Here is a 15056-nt window from a genome sequence, read left to right as displayed (position 1 = left end):
CGGCGCGTATCGTACCTCACGGGGCGTGACGGCCGGCGGTGCGCAGGGCCGCCAGCCGCGCCGCGGGCCGGCCTCGCGAAACGGAAATCCACTCAGTGTGGACGCAACGCCACCTTGAATCCGGATCGCTTGAATTAAGATGCAGCCGGCAGCGGCGGACGTCCGACGATAGACGACCTGACGGGGGCCGCACTGCACGACGGGGAGGTCTGCCGAAAGCGGCGTTCGCATCGATCCGCGCGACGGAATCGATCATGAGAGGGAGGCGAACGGATGCCGTTTTACATGCCTGTTCAGTAGCATTACTTAACAATTTTAAGGGCGACACGATACGTCGTGTCGGCCAACGGCAGACGAGAGTGCGCCGGACAACGAAAACAAGAGGATTCCGATGAAACCCATTACATGGATGGTCATGGCGGCCGCGCTCGCGCTGACCGCATGCGGCGGCGACGATGTCGCGCCGAACGGCGGCGCGTCGTCATCGTCGTCGACGCCGACGAATCCCGGTTCGCCGTCCGGCTCGACGTCGCCCGGGGGCGGAACGAGCGGCGGGTCGAACGGCAGCCCGACTGGCGGCGGCGCCACGCAGCCGCAGGCCGGCTGGTCGACCGCCGCCGCGGTGGACGGCAAGGGGCCGGAGGGCGCCCCCAGCGTGACTATCGACGCGAGCGGCAATGCGCTCGCCACCTGGATGACCAACGGCCCGACCGGCGCGAACGGCAACGAGATGTGGGGCGCGCGCTATGCCGCAGGTTCGGGCTGGGGCACCGCGACGCGGCTCGACACGGGCGACGGCTCGCATTCGATGAACACGACGAGCTCGAGCCCGTCGCGCGTGGTCGGCAACGCGAGCGGGCAGGCCGTCGCGTTCTGGACCGAATGGATGCCGGGCCCGAACACGTATGCGCTGTGGGCGCGCCCGTACAGCCCGGCCGGCGGCTGGGGCGCGGCGTTCGAAGTCGCGCCGGACGTGACGGGGTCGACCTATTCGGCCGGGATCGACGGCCAGGGCAACGCGCTCGTCGCGTGGACCCAGTCGATCAGCCTGCTCGACACGCGTATCGCATGGACGCGCTACACGCAGTCCGGACAGTGGTCGCCGACGGCGCTGATCCAGATGCCGGTGCAGACCGGGCCGGGCGCGGTGACCGGCGACACCGACAACGTGGGGCCGATGATTTCGGTGCTGTCGTCCGGCCGGGCCGTGCTCGCGTGGCGGCAGACCAACCATACGCACTCGGCGCTGTGGACGGCCACGTACGACGCCGCCAACGGCTGGACCGACGTCAACCAGGCCGTGTCGAACACGAGCCTGTTCACGACGATCATCTCGCCGGTGGCCGGCATGGACGCGAAGGGCAACATCACGCTGCTCTGGGGGCAGCTCGACGTGACGGGCGGGCATATCACTACCACCACGATGTCGCAACGCTACGTGTCCGGCACCGGGTGGCAGCCGTCGCAACCGGTCGCGCCCGCGATCGTCGAGCCGACCGGGTTCATCGCGACGCCGATGCTGGCCGTCAACGAAAACGGCGTGGCCGCCGCGATGTGGGCGGAAGGCGGCGCGGCGCTGCAGGTGAGCGTGTCCGATGCCAGCGGCAACTGGGGGCCGTTGCAGCGGCTGACGGAACACCTGAACGGCGCCGCACTTCAGTACCCGCCGCTCGTGGTCGATGCCGGAGGCAACGTGACGGCTGCGTGGCAGGACACCGGTTTGCCGGGTGCGTCGGCCGTCATCGTGGCCAGCTACCGGAAGGGCGCGTGGAGCGCGTCGACGGTGGCGCCGCAGAGCGCGTCGTGGCCCGCGCTGGCCGTCAACGCGACGGGGGCGATGGCGCTGCTCTGGCAATCGTATGTCGCGACGATCGGTAGCCAGATCCAGGCCAGTTTTTATACGCCGGGCACGTAAGCGCCTCGTATTGGGGAAATCGAAGGAGAAACCATGAAGCAAACCTTGTATTGCACCGCCCGGACCGCACTGGCCGTCACCGTCGCCGGCCTCGTGCTCGCCGCGTGCGGCTCGACGCAGATGAACATGGTCGACGTCCAGACGTCGACCGCGAAGACGCTCGGGCTCGCGTCGTCGGACGAGATCACGATCGCCAACGTCCAGTACGGGAAGAAGGACGGGCTGGGCGGCCAGAAGGTGAGTTACGACGCGACGACCGGCAAGGGGCGGCGTTTCGGCTGTACGGTGTTCATGATTCCGGGGCTCACGCCGATCGATCGGCCGACGTACAACAACTGGGAATGCCATCCGCAACGGTGATGGCCGCGATGACGACCACGCCCGGCGTCGGGCGTCGGTCGATCGCTTAGGGGGACGATGCACCGCGTGGGCCTTGCGCCGACGCAGTTTGGTCGGATAATTGACGAACCGATTCTTTCCTGACCCGCCGGTTCGATAAAAAACTGTCATGGATCAAGCCGCATTTGTCCCTGTTTTCAGGTTCCGCACGACCGACTATCCCGAGCCGGACCGGTTCCACGTCTGGGTCAAGGACATGCTGTGCGACTACCGGCTCGACGACGACGGCGGCCACGACCCGTGCGACGCGGAAGCAACCGGCGCGGCGCTCGGCCCGCTGATCTTGTCCGGCCGGCACTGGCACTCGCGCGCGCCGACCTATACGGTCCGCCGCACGCCGCGGCGAATCCGGCTCGACGGGCAGGATTCGATCCGCTTCACGCTGCTGCTCGGCGGCCGGCTGGCGAGCCATACCGGCGGGCCTGAATTGATCAAGGGCGCCGGCGACCTGTTCGTCTACGACGTCGCGCAGATCAACGACTGCAAGGTCGAGGCCGGCGACGTGATCAGCCTCGTCGTGCCCCGCTATCTGCTGCCGGCCCACGCAGCCCAGGCGCACGGCCAGACGCTGACGAGCGGCGTGGGCCGGCTGGTCGCCGACCAGATGCTGTCGCTGTTCCGGAACCTGCCGAACCTGCGCATGCAGGACGTGCCGAGCATCGTCCAGTCGATGCTGTTGCTGCTGGCCGCAGCGGTGTCGCCGAGCGCGCAGGCGTTGAACGACGCACGCGGCCCGATCGACCATGCGCTGGTCGATCGCGTGCGTCGCTACATCGACCTGCATTTGCTGGAGCCGGACCTCACGCCCGAGCGGATCTGCCGCGACATCGGCGTGTCGCGGGCGCGGCTCTATCAGTTGTTCAAGGAAGAGGGCGGCGTGATGCGGCAGATCACGCGGCGGCGCTTGCGTCACGCGTATCACGTGCTCGGCGATCCGCAGCGCCGGCATCAGCGCATTGCGGAAATCGCGTGGGCGCACGGCTTTCCCGACGAGAAATATTTTCACCGGTTGTTCAAGGCGGAATTCGGCCATACGCCGAAGGAGACGCTCGAGTGTGCGGCCGCGCCGATCCTGCTGCCGTGCGGGGCGGCCGATGCGCGCTGGGGCGACGGCGGCCGGCTGGCGGGATGGACGCTGCCGTTCGGGGTGCTCACCAACTGAGCGGGCCGCGCGTGAGCATCACGCGGTGAACGCGCGCTAGCGCATCACGCGCACACGCTGCTGGCGATGCCCCCGTCATCCATCTCGTCGAGCACCGCGCGCAAGTCGTCGATGGCCACCATCAGTTCGCGGACCTGCCGCAACGACGGGTACTGATGCAGCACGGCTTGCCACTGCGGCAGGGTCAGCAGCGCGTGCCAGATGACGCCGAGGCCGTCCGGATCGGCATCCGGCCGTTGCGCGAGCGTGCTCGCGTATTCGAGGCTCGCCTGCGCGGACAGCAACTGCATCCGGCTTGCGGCGCCCAGCAGGCGCGGCGTCGTGTCCGCGGACGCGTCGCAGCAATACAGTACTTCGCGTGGCAGCGCCGCTTCGTCGGTCGTCAATGCATGCAGCGATGCCCCATGCACGTGCACCGTGCCCTGATGCGTCTCGAATGCATAGACCGCGTCGGGCGCGGCCTGCGCGAGCAGGTTCAGGCCGCGCAGCAGCCGCGGCAGATCGGTCGTCGCCGCGTCCGCGGAGGCCTTCGCTTCGACCAGGAAGCGCACGTTCCATGCGGCCGCCGGGTCGCTGCCGCGCGCGCGTTCGAGCAGGATCGCGTCCCATTCGGTTTTCGCGCGATCGTGCCGGCCCGGGATCGACGAAGGCACGCGCATCGACGTGACCACGCGATAAGTGCGTTGCGCGTCCACCGCGTCGAGCCTGCGCGCCAGTGCGTCGAGCGCCTGGGCCGCCAGCGCCTCGACGGCCGCGCCGCGCTGCTGGGACGCGGCGCCCTGCGCGACGGCGACCGTGCTGCCGACGAGCGGCCCCTGACGGACCCACAGCGCGCGGTAGCGACGGACGTCCGCGTCCGCGGCCAGCGCATCGAGCCGCAGCATGCGTTCGAGCGCCGGGCTGTCCTTGAGCCTGACGATGTCCTGCTCGAACGCCGCGTCGGTCGCCATCTCGGGCAGCGCGAGCAGGTGCGCGAGCGCCGCATGCAGCTCGGCCCACGCCGCCGCGGTCGCGGCCGCATGCAGGCGCGCGAGGCCGTCGCGTTGCCATGCCAGTGCGCTGCGCTCGAGCTTGGCCGGATGCGCGATCGCATTGACGGCCGAGTAGAGCGCACGCCGGTCCTGCTCCGCGTGCGCGGACAACGATGCGTATTCGCGCACGTTCGGCGCATCGTGGCGCAGCACCGATGCCTGAAACGACGGATCGCCGGATGACGGGTCCATCGCGTCGCGGATCATCCGCGCGAGCGCATCGATGAAGCGCTGCCGCAAATCCGCGTCGGGCGCGTGGCCGTCCGCCCGCATCCTGCGCGCTTCCTCGATCACGATCGCCAGCGCGGTGGCCGGGTGCGTCGTGTCGGTCAGCGACGATGCGCGCTCGAGCGGCGGCAACCGGTAACGGCGCGCGACGGTGCGCAGGGTGGTGTCGAGCAGGGCGGGAAGCGGTGTCAGCGACATGGCGGGTTGGGCGTGAAAGCGGTGCGCGGGTGCGGCCTTCGGGCCGGAACGCGCGACGATGTGCAACGGTATCACGGCGGGGGCGGAACGGATCGATGACGGGCGCTGCCGCGGCCGCGCGGAATGCGGTCGGACGCGGCGTCAGCGGGGCCCGAGGTCCTTGGTCAGTGTCTCGATGGTCAGGTTGGCGTCGCGCGGCGTGCCCACGCCGGCGTCGAGCGGGTAGCGCATCGGTTCGCCCGTTCGCGTGTAGCTGCGGCGCAGACAGAAATCGATCAGTTCCTGGCGGGCCGACACGAGGACCATAACCGCTGTTCCGATCGGCCAATGCTGGCGGGCGAACTGTTCGGCTTTGTTCGGCAACGTCTTGCCAAGCCCGTCATTCTGCATCGACGGCGAGACAGCCAACGTGCCGATGTAGGCGACGTTTTCTTTATTTCTGACTTCGATTCAGCCGGCGATCTTTCCTTCGAGCTCTGCAGTCAGCAAAACGATGCGCGGGGCCCGCAAGGTATCGGCGGCCTACTGCGTCGTGATGCGTGGGCCGTCGACGAGTGCAGTTCCGTGCGTCCAGCCGCTCGCAGCCGCTGTCGAGCGCTATAGCTCACCGGACGTCGGATATCGGCGAGGTGCTGGAGGGGATTGTGTGCATCCGGGGGGCTCGCCATGCGAGCGCAAGGGCTGTAACGATTGCTTGCTGTTCTATATCCGTAGCGTGTCGTTTGCGGCGGACGGACGCGGCAACGGAGTGAGGCCTCTTCACGGTGGGAGAGGTTTAGTCGCGGGTAGTGCTTCGCAACGTTAGAGTTGCTCTTTGTTGACCCTTGCTGCCAAGAGATTGTCTGCTGCAGCGTATGCCATTTCGCCAAGTCCCGCATAGTGGGCGCTGCTTCCATTTGCGATCATACCTTGCAATGCCGCTGCAGCAAAATAGTCGCGCAGAGACATTCCTTGCAAGCTAGAACTATGCTTTTGGTTATCGAGCGTAGTAACTGGTACGGGAAACGCCGGTCCGCCGCTATCCATATTAATCTCCGTAGTTTGTGGAGAGGAGATCATATAGTATTCTGATGCATATGGTGACCGATGCTGCTTAAATGCGTGAGTCCCTCCGATGAGGGGAGATGCGTCGGTAGAAAACGAAGTCCACTCGGATTTCCGGACGGGATATTTCGTTCAGGCTCACCTGTTTCTATTAACATTACTTCGTCGAGCAGACGCTCGACGTCCATAACACAACCAATACGGGGTAGGTAATGACGACGATGGCGCAAGCTATCCGAGAGTTCGTGAGTTCCGCAGATGGAGGCGTCACGTCTTCGGAGATTCGCGGGCACATAGCCAACGCGTATGGCGATCGGTGGAAGCCGGGTACGTTGGATGCACATTTGTACGGGTGCCGAGTGAATAGCACGAAGGCGTATCGGTCACATCCCTTCGCTCAAAAGTTTTTGTACAAGGCCACCGATGGTCGATTCCATATCTACAATATGGAGTCACACGGCCCGAACGTCTGGACGCCCGCTTACGACGCTGATGAGCAGGAGGTTGAGCAAGGCATTGAACAGCCGGACGCTGTCGAGGAACTGATTGAGGCTTCGGTCAGCTTCGAGCGAGATGTCGAGGCGCACCTCATTCAGAATCTAGGCGCGCTGGAGCCGGGGCTCCGTTACATTGACCGTCAGGTTTCGATTGATGTTGGCCGAGTTGACATTCTCGCGGAAGATGCTTCGGCGCGCCGTGTTGTCATTGAGCTGAAGGTGGGGGAAGCAAAGGACTCAGCGGTTGGTCAGATCGCCCGCTATCTCGGATGGTATGCGAAGCAGGATGGCACTCCTCCTCGCGGTATCCTGATAGCCAGTGAGTTTTCTGAGCCGATTCGATATGCGGCCCAAGCGGTGCAGAATTTGCAGTTAGTTGCGTACAAGATTCAGTTTGCTTTCTCTCGCACGGGAATCGAGTAAGCGTACCGCAATTACATTTTTAAGGTTATAAGCTAGAGCCCGTAAGGTGAAAGTCTCGCGGGCTTTTTCGTCATCAGAGGCGTGTACACGACTCCATCCGAGCGAGGAGCTCTCGGCGACCTGTCATCAACTCTTCTCGACGTGGGCTGTCGGCGGACCAGTTGTTCAAATTGAGCTGAGTTTGATAGTAGTCGAATTGCTGGCGAAGGAAGTCGCATTGATTAGATGCTTTGACTCGCCCATTCAAGACGGCGATCTGCGACGCTTGGTCGGCGATCGCCCTTTGAGATCCTTCGTAGGCTTCTCTCCAACTGATCAAGTTCTTAATAGTGACGTCTAAGCTGGCCTGCGTGTCCGTCAGTTTCTTTTTTGTTGAGTCGAGATCGTCAATCGCAGCCCGGCATTCACTGTGAGCGGAGTCTTTTCCGTATTGAACGCCCTGGGTGTACGTGACGCCAAGTGCGCTAGCAACGGCAACGAGAAGCGTAATTCCGCCTGTTACTGCTGCACCGACGCTTATTGAAATTCCGTTTTTCGGTTGTGGATGGTTTTGGTGGAGAGACATTTTTTATCTCAGTTTGTTTTGAGTTCACAGGGTGATGTGACAGTACTAAGCGTGCGCCGGAACCTCGTGTTCCTCGGCAAGAAAGAGAAACGAGGTCTGAGTCAACTTGCGTGCATTTGCAGCGGTGTCGATCCGCTGCAGGAGCCGTTCAGGCATGTTGACGTTGAAGCGGACGGCCTTCGAACTGATCTTCGACAGGTCGATATCGAAGAGCATCCAAACGCCGCCTTCGTATTCGGAATTACGCGCGAGCGTTTTCAGTGCAGACGATGACGGCACTATGCCTTTTTTACCGTAGAAATGCGCCTCGGCCGCTTCCCGTACAGCGGCGCGAACGTCTTCCCAGGTATCGGCGGCAGCGAAGCAGCAGGAGAAGTAGGAAAGGCGACGCCGTGTGCATGCCGCCGCCGTCAGCATAAAGTGGATAGAGTATTCTCCTCTCCTCAAAAACTGCCGGTCATTTCAGACCGGCCTGTTTCAGGATGCTGCGGTCACCTGCCCCTGTCACGCCGTCAACGTCACCGACAGGCTGCCGAGTTCGCCGAAGCGCACCGTCAGCACGTCGCCGAGCGGCACCTCGATCGCGCCCGCGTACGAGCCCGTCGTCACGATCTGGCCGGCGCGCACCGCATCGCCGCGCGATGCGAGGAAATTGACGAGCCACACCAGCGGCTTGAGCGGATCGCCGTCCGGATGGCGGCCGTCGATCGTGCGGTTCAGCGCGCCTTCGAACGACAGCGCCAGCGTCTCGAGCGGCACGTTCAATCCGTCGGGCACGACCGGGCCGACGCACAGCCCCTGGTTGAATTGCCCGTCGGCCAGCAGCTCGAACTTCGACGCGCGCGCCGGCTCCGCATAGCGGCAGCCGAGGACTTCGAGCACGATGCGCACTTCGCGGATCGCGGCGCGCACGTCGCCTTCGTCATACGGCTGCTCGCGTGCCGGCAGATCACGATCGAGCACGAACGCGATTTCCGGTTCGATCCGCACGATCGGCCCGCCGACGACGCGGTACGGCGCATCGGCTTCGCGGATCGTCGACGCGAAGATCGGCGCGAGGATCACGCGATCGGGCGGCGGCAGCGCGCATTTCCAGCCGCCGACGGGTTCGCCGAGCAGGTCGGTGACGCGCTGCTGAATCGCGAGCGCGGTTTCGATGTCGTCGGGGCGCAGCGCATCGGGCAGCAGCGGGCCGGGCGAGCCGGCATGGCGGGCGGCGACGAGATGCTGGGCGGCGCCGTCCACGCGTTCGGTAGTCGTTGTCATGTCGGTTGAGCGAGTTGAAAGTGGGGCCGGCAAAAAAGGGCCGGACGAAAGTCGCATGGTCGATGATAGCGCCTTCGGCGCGATGGCCGCTCGAAAGGGCATCGGCGCCCGCATTGCCGGCCCGGCTCGCGGCCGTGCTGAAAACGCAAGCTTCCCCCTGCCCGTCGTGCCGTTTTGCCGCACGCGCGGCCGCTGCCGGGGTTGACCGCTATCAATATCCGAACCCGCCGCCGGCCGATGATGGAGACATGGCCGCGCACAACAAAGTGCGCTGCCATGCAAAAACTCACCCCAGCGAGGTTCGCATGTACGAGAAGATCATGGTGGCGGTCGACGGTAGCGCTTCGTCGAAACAGGCGCTTGCCGAAGCCGTGAAGGTGGCGCTGGCGGGCGATACGCACGTCAGCGTCGTGTATGTGGTCGACAAGTCGGTGCTGTTCACGTACGCCGGCCGTCTCGATCCGCACGCGCTCGTCGAGGAAATTCGCGACGACGGGCGCAAGGTGCTGCGCGAAGCCGAACAGATCATCGCGCTGGCCGGCGCGAACGGCGAAGCCGAACTCGTCGAGACCGAGACCATCGGCGAGGACATCGCGGAGCGCCTGCAACGCTACGTGAAGGAGCGCGGGATCGATCTCGCGGTGGTCGGCACGCACGGGCGGCGCGGCATCCGGCGCGTGCTGCTCGGCAGTGTCGCCGAGCGTTTCGTGCGCGGCTCGAAGTGCCCGGTGCTGCTGATTCGCGGCGACGACGCCGACGAGTCGGCCGCCACGGCCGCGGTATGACGTGGCGCGCGCGATGATACGCCGCCAGTACCGCATCGTCGTCGCGGCGCTCGCCGTGTTCGTGTCGCTCGCCGGGATGATGGCCGTCGTGACGGGCCTGCTGTTCGATGCCGCGACGGCGCTGCGCGGCGGCGCCATCGCGTTGATCGTCGGCGTCGCCGGCTTCGTCGTGATGCTGAACCCGGGGCCGAAAGGCGAGGAGTGACGCGGTCGGGCGAGGCGACGGCGCACGGCGGGTGTCGGTTTCGCGACGATCGGCGACCGCCGTTGCGCCGCCGGGATTTCGCGTGGTCGCTTGCCGTCGCCGGCGCCTTCGTGCGGTCCTGCCCGATCGGGATATCGGCCGCTTGGACGTTGCCGCCCGCTCGGCGCTTCTGTCAAACTGGCGCCCATGAAACCGCGCCTCGCTTCACCGCCTTCCTCCGATTCCGCGCCTGCGCCCGCAGGCTTTCCCGACGCCGACGAACTGGCCGCGCTGCGTGCGTGGTACGCGGGCATGACCGTGCGCCAGGCCGTCGAACGCTACCTGCCCGACCGGCTCGGCGGCGGGCGGTCGGCGCGCGGCGTGATCGGCGCGATTCGCCGTCGCCTCGTGCGCGTCGCGCGGCAGGTTGGCCGCCCCGATCTCGCGGAACGGCTCGGCCACGCGGACGGTGAGCGTTTGCGGGAGGCGAAGGTGGCCACCGACGCGATCGGCCTGCTGCGCCATGCGCGCGCGCCGGTCCCGCAGATCAGCGACGACGTCGGCCTGTGGCTGCCGGCACGCGCGGTCGTGGCATTGCGTGCGCACGGGATCGCGACGCTCGCCGACCTGACGGTGCGGATTCCGCGCCGGCGCCAGTGGTGGCGCACGATCGCGGGCCTCGGCATGGCCAGCGCGCGGCGCGTCGAGGCATTCTTCGCCGCGCATCCGGACCTGACCGAACGGGCGCGCGCGCTGATCGCCGCGACGCCGCGCGGCAGCATCGTGCCGTGGGAGCACCTGAAGCTGCCGCACGAAGTCGACGGCTCGGCCGGCACGTTCCGCGCGCCGCGCGCGACCAGCACGCTCGACGCGGACAACGATTACGCGGCCGTGCACGCGTGGCTGTCGCTGCACGAATCGGCCGCGACGCGGCGCGCATACCGCAAGGAGGCCGAGCGGCTGATCCTGTGGGCGATCGTCGAGCGCGGCCGCGCGCTGTCGTCGCTGACCACCGAGGATGCGCTCGCGTATCGCGCGTTCATCCGCCGCCCGACGCCGCACGAACGCTGGGTCGGGCCCGTGCGGCCGCGCGGTGCGCCCGACTGGCGGCCGTTCTCCGGGGCGTTGTCCGCGCGGTCGGCGGCATACACGCTGTCGGTGCTCGGCGCGCTGTTCCGCTGGCTGATCGAGCAGCGCTATCTGCTCGCGAATCCGTTCGCGGGCGTGAAGGTGCGCGACACGCGCGGCGCGACCGCGCTCGACACGTCGCACGCGTTCACCGAAGGCGAGTGGCTGCTGGTCCGCACGATCGCCGACGGGCTCGAGTTCGGCAAGCGCACGGCCGACGGCGCGCCGCAGCCGGGCTGGACGCCGGCCGCCGCGCAACGGCTGCGCTTCATTCTCGATTTCGGCTATGCGACCGGGTTGCGCGCGAGCGAACTGGTCGGCGCGACGCTCGGCGACATCGAGACGGATGCGCACGGCGACGCATGGCTGAAGGTGATCGGCAAGGGCAGCAAGGCGGCCCGCGTCGCGCTGCCGCCGCTGGCGCGCACGGCGCTCGATCGCTATCTGGTCGCGCGCCGGTTGCCGGTCACGCCGGCGCGCTGGCGGCCCGATACGCCGCTGATTCCGCGCCTCGCGGAAGACGACGCGGCCGCGACCACGAGCGTGCGGCTGTGGAAGGTGATGCAGCGTTTCTTCGCGCAGACGGCCGACGCCGTCGAAGCCGACCATCCGGCGCTCGCGCACAAGCTGCGCCAGGCGAGCCCGCACTGGATGCGGCATACGCATGCGACCCACGCGCTGGCGCGCGGCGCGGAGCTGACGACGGTGCGCGACAATCTGCGGCATGCGTCGATCTCGACGACGTCGATCTATCTGCATGGCGACGACGTGAAGCGGGCGCGGCAGATGTCGAGCGCGTTCGGTATCGACAAATGAGTTGAACGGCGCGGCGTCGACGCGGGTCAGACGATGTTTCGATCCCGGAGATTCGCATGGCATCGAGCCAGCGCACGGTCGACTTCATCGTCGAGCAGATCGCGGCGGCCGGTACGGTATCGGCGCGCAAGATGTTCGGCGAATACGGTATCTATTGCGACGGCAGGATGGTCGCGCTCGTCTGCGACGACCGGCTGTTCGTCAAGCCGACGTCCGAAGGCCGCGCGTATCTCGGCGCGTGCGACGAAGCCCCGCCGTATCCGGGCGCGAAGCCGCATCTCGTCATCGCCGGCGATCGCTGGGACGATCGCGAGTGGCTCGCGACGCTGATCCGGCTCACCGCCGCGCAATTGCCGCTGCCGGTGAAGCGCGGCCGATGACGATCATGCTGCATGCGACGTCACGCCCGCAGCGGCAGGCGTATTCTGTGACACATGCGCGCGACCATCGTGCGCCACGGAGTAAACACATGGAGACATCCGGACCTTCACGCGGCACGCGGCATGCGCGCCGCGTCTGGCACGCGCTCGTCGCGACCCTGTGCGTGGGCTGGAGCGCGCTGTCGTTCGGCGCAGAGGGCGCGAACGGCGCGGCCGCGCTGCTCGAGCGCTACCGCAGCCTCGGCGCGCAATTGAAGGACAACGCGTTTCACCGGCCCGTGGTCCTCGAATCGTCGGAGGCATCGTCGTCGCTGAAGGGCGACATCTATGCGGTCGTCGATTATCCGTTCGCGGTCGTGAACGGCCAGCTCAACGATCCCGCGCAAGGCCCCGCGAACTGGTGCGCGGTGCTGATCCTGCACCTGAACACGAAGTACTGTCACGCGTCGAGCGGCGGCAACGGCCCGGTGCTCGACGTGAACCTCGGCCGCAAGATCGAGCAGAAGCTGTCGGACACCTATCGCGTGCAGTTCCGCTATCGCGTGGCGGCCGCGACGCCCGACTATTTCCAGGTGGACCTGACCGCCGACAGCGGCCCGATGGGTACGAAGGATTACCGGATCGCGCTGGAGGCCGTGCCGGTCGGCGCGTCGCGCACGTTCCTGCATCTCACGTATTCGTATGGCTTCGGCACGGTCGGCCGGATGGCGATGAAGACCTACCTCGCGACGGTCGGCAGCGACAAGGTCGGGTTCACGAACGTCGGCGCGGCCGCGCAGCCGCAGTACGTCGGCGGCGTGCGCGGGCTGCTGGAGCGCAACACGATGCGCTACTACCTCGCGATCGACACGTATCTCGCGACGCTCGACAAGCCGGTCGACCAGCGCCTCGCGCGCTGGTTCGACGCGACCGAGCAGTATCCGCAGCAACTGCACGAAGTGGAGCGCGGCGCGTATCTGCAGATGAAAGCGCAGGAGGTGCAGCGGCAGCAGACGGCGCGATAGGCGTCGCCTGCCGCCTGCTGCCCGGCGTCGATCAGTTCGACGCGCCGCCGACCGTGCGAATGCTGCGCCATTGCCCCTGTTCGACGCGGAACAGCGTGTACGGCGGCTTGACCAGGTCGCCGCGCTCGTCGAACGAGATCTTGCCGGTCACGCCGGTGACCGACACGCCGGGCAGGCTCGCGACGATCTTGCCGCGATCGAGCGAGTCGGCCTTGCGGACCGCCGCGATCATCGCGAGCGCGGCGTCGTACGCGAACGGCGCATACAGTTCGACATCCTGGTTGAAGCGCGCCTTGTAGCGCTGCGCGAACGCGACGGCCGACGGCAGCTTGTCGAGCGCCGGGCCGGGCTCCAGATCCTGCGTGCCTTCGCCCGCGTTGCCGGCGATCTTCAGGAACGCGTTGCTTTTCAATGCGCCGGCGCCGAACAGTTGCGCGCGGATGCCGAGCGAGCGCATCTGCTTGACGAGCATCGCGCCCTGTTCGTCGAGCCCGCCGAAGAACAGCAGGTCGATGTTGTTGCTCTTCATCGTCGTCAGGATGCCGCGGAAATCGACGGCCTTGTCGTTCGTGTATTCACGGCCGACGATGCTGCCGTGCGCGTCCTTCACGCCCTTCTCGAACGCGTCGGCGAGACCCTGGCCGAACGCGGTGCGATCGTCGATGATGCCGATCCGCTTCGCCTTCAGCTGCTCGACCGCGAAGCGGCCGGCCACCACGCCGCCGACACCGTCGTGCCCCATCGTGCGGAACACGTTCCTGAAGCCCTGCATCGTCAGTTGCGGATTGGTCGAGCCGGGCGTGATCATCGCGACGTTCGCCTGCTTGTAGACGGCCGACGCCGGAATGCTGCAGCCGGAGTTGTAGTGGCCGATCACGCCGACCACGCCGTCGTCGACGAGCTTCTGCGCGACCTGGATCGCGATGCGCGGATCGGCCTGGTCGTCCTGTACGTCGAGCACGAAGCGCACCGGTTTGCCGCCGATGGTCGGATGCTTCGCGTTTTCCTCGTCGAGGGCGAGCTGCGCGCCATATTGCAGATCCTTGCCGACGCGCGCGACCGGCCCCGTCAGCGGGCCGGCGAAGCCGATCCTGACGGTTTCCGGGTCCGCGGCCTGCGCGGATGCCGCGACCGTGCCGATCGAGCAGACGGCCAGCCAAGCCAGCCAGTAACGACGATTCATGATGCTTCTCCTTGGGGTGGAAATCGTGGCGCGCGTCAGAATCGCGCGGCCCGGTATGGCGTGAGGTCCAGCGGCGGGGCGCGCCGGGCGACGAGGTCGGCGACGATCTGCCCGGTGATGCCGGCGAGCGTCACGCCGAGATGCTGATGACCGAATGCATGGATCACGTGCGCGCTGTCGCGTGCGCGGCCGATGACGGGCACGCCGTCGGGCAGCGTCGGCCGGAACCCGAGCCAGCTGCGCGTCGGCGTGCCGAGCGACGGCACGGCTTCGCGCGCGGAGCGCGTGAGCAATGCGACCAGCGACGGATTCATCGGCGCGTCGAAGCCGCCGAGCTCGACGGTGCCGGCCGCGCGCAGCCCTTCGTCGAGCGGCGTCATGTAGAAGCCGCGCTCGGCCCACCCAACCGGCCGCGTGACGATCGGCTCGTGCGCGCCGAACTGCACGTGATAGCCGCGTTCGGTATCGAGCGGCACCGCATCGCCGCACGCGGCCGCGAATTCGCGCGAACGGGCGCCCGCGGCGATGACGACGTGATCGAACGCGCGCACCGTGCCGCCCGCGTGCACGTTCACGCTGTCGCTGGCCGGGGCGATCCGTTCGACCCGCGCGCGTTCGAGCGTCGCGCCGGCGGCGGCGAGCTGGGCGAACAGCTCGCCGAGAAACCCGTGCGGATCGGAGAAATGCCAACTGCCCGCGAACAGCACGCCGCGCGAGAAGATCGGCGCGAGCGCGGGCTCGAGCCGGCGGATCGCGCTTGCATCGAGCGTCTCGAACGGCACGCCGAGCCGGCGCCGCAGCGCGAGCGACGGCTGCGCGGCGTCGAACGACGCCTGCCGCGCGTACAG

17 protein-coding genes are annotated in these 15056 nt (G+C 66.9%); 9 read left to right on the top strand and 8 right to left on the bottom strand.

Annotated elements, in window-relative coordinates:
- Positions 1 to 391 precede the first annotated feature (391 nt).
- From JMF86_RS33570 to JMF86_RS33560, 3 genes are all read left to right on the top strand, one after another.
- Positions 392 to 1915, top strand: coding sequence for a hypothetical protein (locus JMF86_RS33570; RefSeq protein WP_011545644.1), 1524 nt, complete (start codon positions 392 to 394; stop codon positions 1913 to 1915).
- 33 nt (positions 1916 to 1948) lie between these two features.
- Positions 1949 to 2275, top strand: coding sequence for a hypothetical protein (locus tag JMF86_RS33565; protein ID WP_006481339.1), 327 nt, complete (start codon positions 1949 to 1951; stop codon positions 2273 to 2275).
- 148 nt (positions 2276 to 2423) lie between these two features.
- Complete coding sequence (locus JMF86_RS33560) at positions 2424 to 3476, top strand: AraC family transcriptional regulator (RefSeq protein ID WP_200159996.1); 1053 nt, start codon at positions 2424 to 2426, stop codon at positions 3474 to 3476.
- A 44-nt stretch (positions 3477 to 3520) separates the two neighbouring features.
- Here the strand turns inward: JMF86_RS33560 and JMF86_RS33555 are convergent, their stop codons facing one another.
- The 3 genes from JMF86_RS33555 to JMF86_RS33545 all read right to left on the bottom strand — a co-directional run bounded on the left by JMF86_RS33555 (position 3521) and on the right by JMF86_RS33545 (position 5992).
- Positions 3521 to 4933: a 3-deoxy-D-arabino-heptulosonate 7-phosphate synthase gene (locus JMF86_RS33555; RefSeq protein WP_200159998.1), complete on the bottom strand. Its 1413-nt coding sequence runs from the start codon at positions 4931 to 4933 to the stop codon at positions 3521 to 3523.
- 141 nt (positions 4934 to 5074) lie between these two features.
- Complete coding sequence (locus JMF86_RS33550) at positions 5075 to 5383, bottom strand: GNAT family N-acetyltransferase (protein ID WP_268905726.1); 309 nt, start codon at positions 5381 to 5383, stop codon at positions 5075 to 5077.
- Between the two features lie 351 nt (positions 5384 to 5734).
- On the bottom strand, positions 5735 to 5992 hold the full coding sequence (locus JMF86_RS33545) for a hypothetical protein (protein WP_200160002.1): 258 nt from the start codon (positions 5990 to 5992) through the stop codon (positions 5735 to 5737).
- A gap of 344 nt (positions 5993 to 6336) precedes the next feature.
- Here JMF86_RS33545 and JMF86_RS33540 point away from each other — a divergent pair, with 344 nt between their 5' ends.
- Positions 6337 to 6897, top strand: a complete 561-nt coding sequence (locus tag JMF86_RS33540; protein ID WP_236593048.1) for an endonuclease NucS domain-containing protein — start codon at positions 6337 to 6339, stop codon at positions 6895 to 6897.
- A 73-nt stretch (positions 6898 to 6970) separates the two neighbouring features.
- Here the strand turns inward: JMF86_RS33540 and JMF86_RS33535 are convergent, their stop codons facing one another.
- The 3 genes from JMF86_RS33535 to JMF86_RS33525 all read right to left on the bottom strand — a co-directional run bounded on the left by JMF86_RS33535 (position 6971) and on the right by JMF86_RS33525 (position 8728).
- Entirely contained in the window at positions 6971 to 7462 is a 492-nt protein-coding gene (locus tag JMF86_RS33535; protein ID WP_200160010.1) for a hypothetical protein, read from the bottom strand.
- 45 nt (positions 7463 to 7507) lie between these two features.
- Entirely contained in the window at positions 7508 to 7879 is a 372-nt protein-coding gene (locus JMF86_RS33530) for a type II toxin-antitoxin system HicB family antitoxin (protein ID WP_200160012.1), read from the bottom strand.
- An 87-nt stretch (positions 7880 to 7966) separates the two neighbouring features.
- Complete coding sequence (locus tag JMF86_RS33525) at positions 7967 to 8728, bottom strand: 2-keto-4-pentenoate hydratase (protein ID WP_200160019.1); 762 nt, start codon at positions 8726 to 8728, stop codon at positions 7967 to 7969.
- A gap of 305 nt (positions 8729 to 9033) precedes the next feature.
- On the opposite strand from JMF86_RS33525, the gene JMF86_RS33520 reads away from it, so the two are divergent.
- From JMF86_RS33520 to JMF86_RS33500, 5 genes are all read left to right on the top strand, one after another.
- Complete coding sequence (locus JMF86_RS33520) at positions 9034 to 9513, top strand: universal stress protein (RefSeq protein WP_200160021.1); 480 nt, start codon at positions 9034 to 9036, stop codon at positions 9511 to 9513.
- 13 nt (positions 9514 to 9526) lie between these two features.
- Positions 9527 to 9718 (top strand): DUF2964 family protein, encoded by a 192-nt coding sequence (locus JMF86_RS33515; RefSeq protein ID WP_011545639.1) that lies wholly within the window; start codon positions 9527 to 9529, stop codon positions 9716 to 9718.
- A gap of 186 nt (positions 9719 to 9904) precedes the next feature.
- Positions 9905 to 11641: a site-specific integrase gene (locus JMF86_RS33510; RefSeq protein ID WP_201317347.1), complete on the top strand. Its 1737-nt coding sequence runs from the start codon at positions 9905 to 9907 to the stop codon at positions 11639 to 11641.
- Positions 11642 to 11697: 56 nt separating this feature from the next.
- Positions 11698 to 12021: a TfoX/Sxy family protein gene (locus JMF86_RS33505; RefSeq protein ID WP_077180506.1), complete on the top strand. Its 324-nt coding sequence runs from the start codon at positions 11698 to 11700 to the stop codon at positions 12019 to 12021.
- An 89-nt stretch (positions 12022 to 12110) separates the two neighbouring features.
- Positions 12111 to 13025 (top strand): hypothetical protein, encoded by a 915-nt coding sequence (locus JMF86_RS33500; protein ID WP_011545636.1) that lies wholly within the window; start codon positions 12111 to 12113, stop codon positions 13023 to 13025.
- 31 nt (positions 13026 to 13056) lie between these two features.
- Here the strand turns inward: JMF86_RS33500 and JMF86_RS33495 are convergent, their stop codons facing one another.
- Both JMF86_RS33495 and JMF86_RS33490 read right to left on the bottom strand, forming a co-directional pair.
- The gene (locus tag JMF86_RS33495) at positions 13057 to 14208 is read right to left on the bottom strand and encodes a branched-chain amino acid ABC transporter substrate-binding protein (protein WP_027807767.1); all 1152 of its coding nucleotides are present in this window, start codon (positions 14206 to 14208) and stop codon (positions 13057 to 13059) included.
- Between the two features lie 35 nt (positions 14209 to 14243).
- Positions 14244 to 15056: FAD-binding oxidoreductase (locus tag JMF86_RS33490; RefSeq protein ID WP_201317346.1), on the bottom strand; the 813-nt coding region annotated here is incomplete at its 5' end.

This window comes from Burkholderia sp. E168m15 (genome assembly GCF_016586105.1).
Classification (GTDB): domain Bacteria; phylum Pseudomonadota; class Gammaproteobacteria; order Burkholderiales; family Burkholderiaceae; genus Burkholderia; species Burkholderia orbicola.
The sequence above is the reverse complement of the archived record's forward strand: the minus strand, read 5'-3'. Positions and strand labels throughout refer to the sequence as shown.

Excerpts from the sequence above, each read along its gene's own strand:
- JMF86_RS33530 (WP_200160012.1), bottom strand. The coding sequence starts at position 7,879 with ATGCTGACGGCGGCGGCATGCACACGGCGTCGCCTTTCCTACTTCTCC.
- JMF86_RS33500 (WP_011545636.1), top strand. The coding sequence starts at position 12,111 with ATGGAGACATCCGGACCTTCACGCGGCACGCGGCATGCGCGCCGCGTC.
- JMF86_RS33565 (WP_006481339.1), top strand. The coding sequence starts at position 1,949 with ATGAAGCAAACCTTGTATTGCACCGCCCGGACCGCACTGGCCGTCACC.
- JMF86_RS33505 (WP_077180506.1), top strand. The coding sequence starts at position 11,698 with ATGGCATCGAGCCAGCGCACGGTCGACTTCATCGTCGAGCAGATCGCG.
- JMF86_RS33515 (WP_011545639.1), top strand. The coding sequence starts at position 9,527 with ATGATACGCCGCCAGTACCGCATCGTCGTCGCGGCGCTCGCCGTGTTC.
- JMF86_RS33525 (WP_200160019.1), bottom strand. The coding sequence starts at position 8,728 with ATGACAACGACTACCGAACGCGTGGACGGCGCCGCCCAGCATCTCGTC.
- JMF86_RS33560 (WP_200159996.1), top strand. The coding sequence starts at position 2,424 with ATGGATCAAGCCGCATTTGTCCCTGTTTTCAGGTTCCGCACGACCGAC.
- JMF86_RS33520 (WP_200160021.1), top strand. The coding sequence starts at position 9,034 with ATGTACGAGAAGATCATGGTGGCGGTCGACGGTAGCGCTTCGTCGAAA.
- JMF86_RS33495 (WP_027807767.1), bottom strand. The coding sequence starts at position 14,208 with ATGAATCGTCGTTACTGGCTGGCTTGGCTGGCCGTCTGCTCGATCGGC.
- JMF86_RS33545 (WP_200160002.1), bottom strand. The coding sequence starts at position 5,992 with ATGATCTCCTCTCCACAAACTACGGAGATTAATATGGATAGCGGCGGA.
- JMF86_RS33535 (WP_200160010.1), bottom strand. The coding sequence starts at position 7,462 with ATGTCTCTCCACCAAAACCATCCACAACCGAAAAACGGAATTTCAATA.
- JMF86_RS33555 (WP_200159998.1), bottom strand. The coding sequence starts at position 4,933 with ATGTCGCTGACACCGCTTCCCGCCCTGCTCGACACCACCCTGCGCACC.
- JMF86_RS33510 (WP_201317347.1), top strand. The coding sequence starts at position 9,905 with ATGAAACCGCGCCTCGCTTCACCGCCTTCCTCCGATTCCGCGCCTGCG.
- JMF86_RS33570 (WP_011545644.1), top strand. The coding sequence starts at position 392 with ATGAAACCCATTACATGGATGGTCATGGCGGCCGCGCTCGCGCTGACC.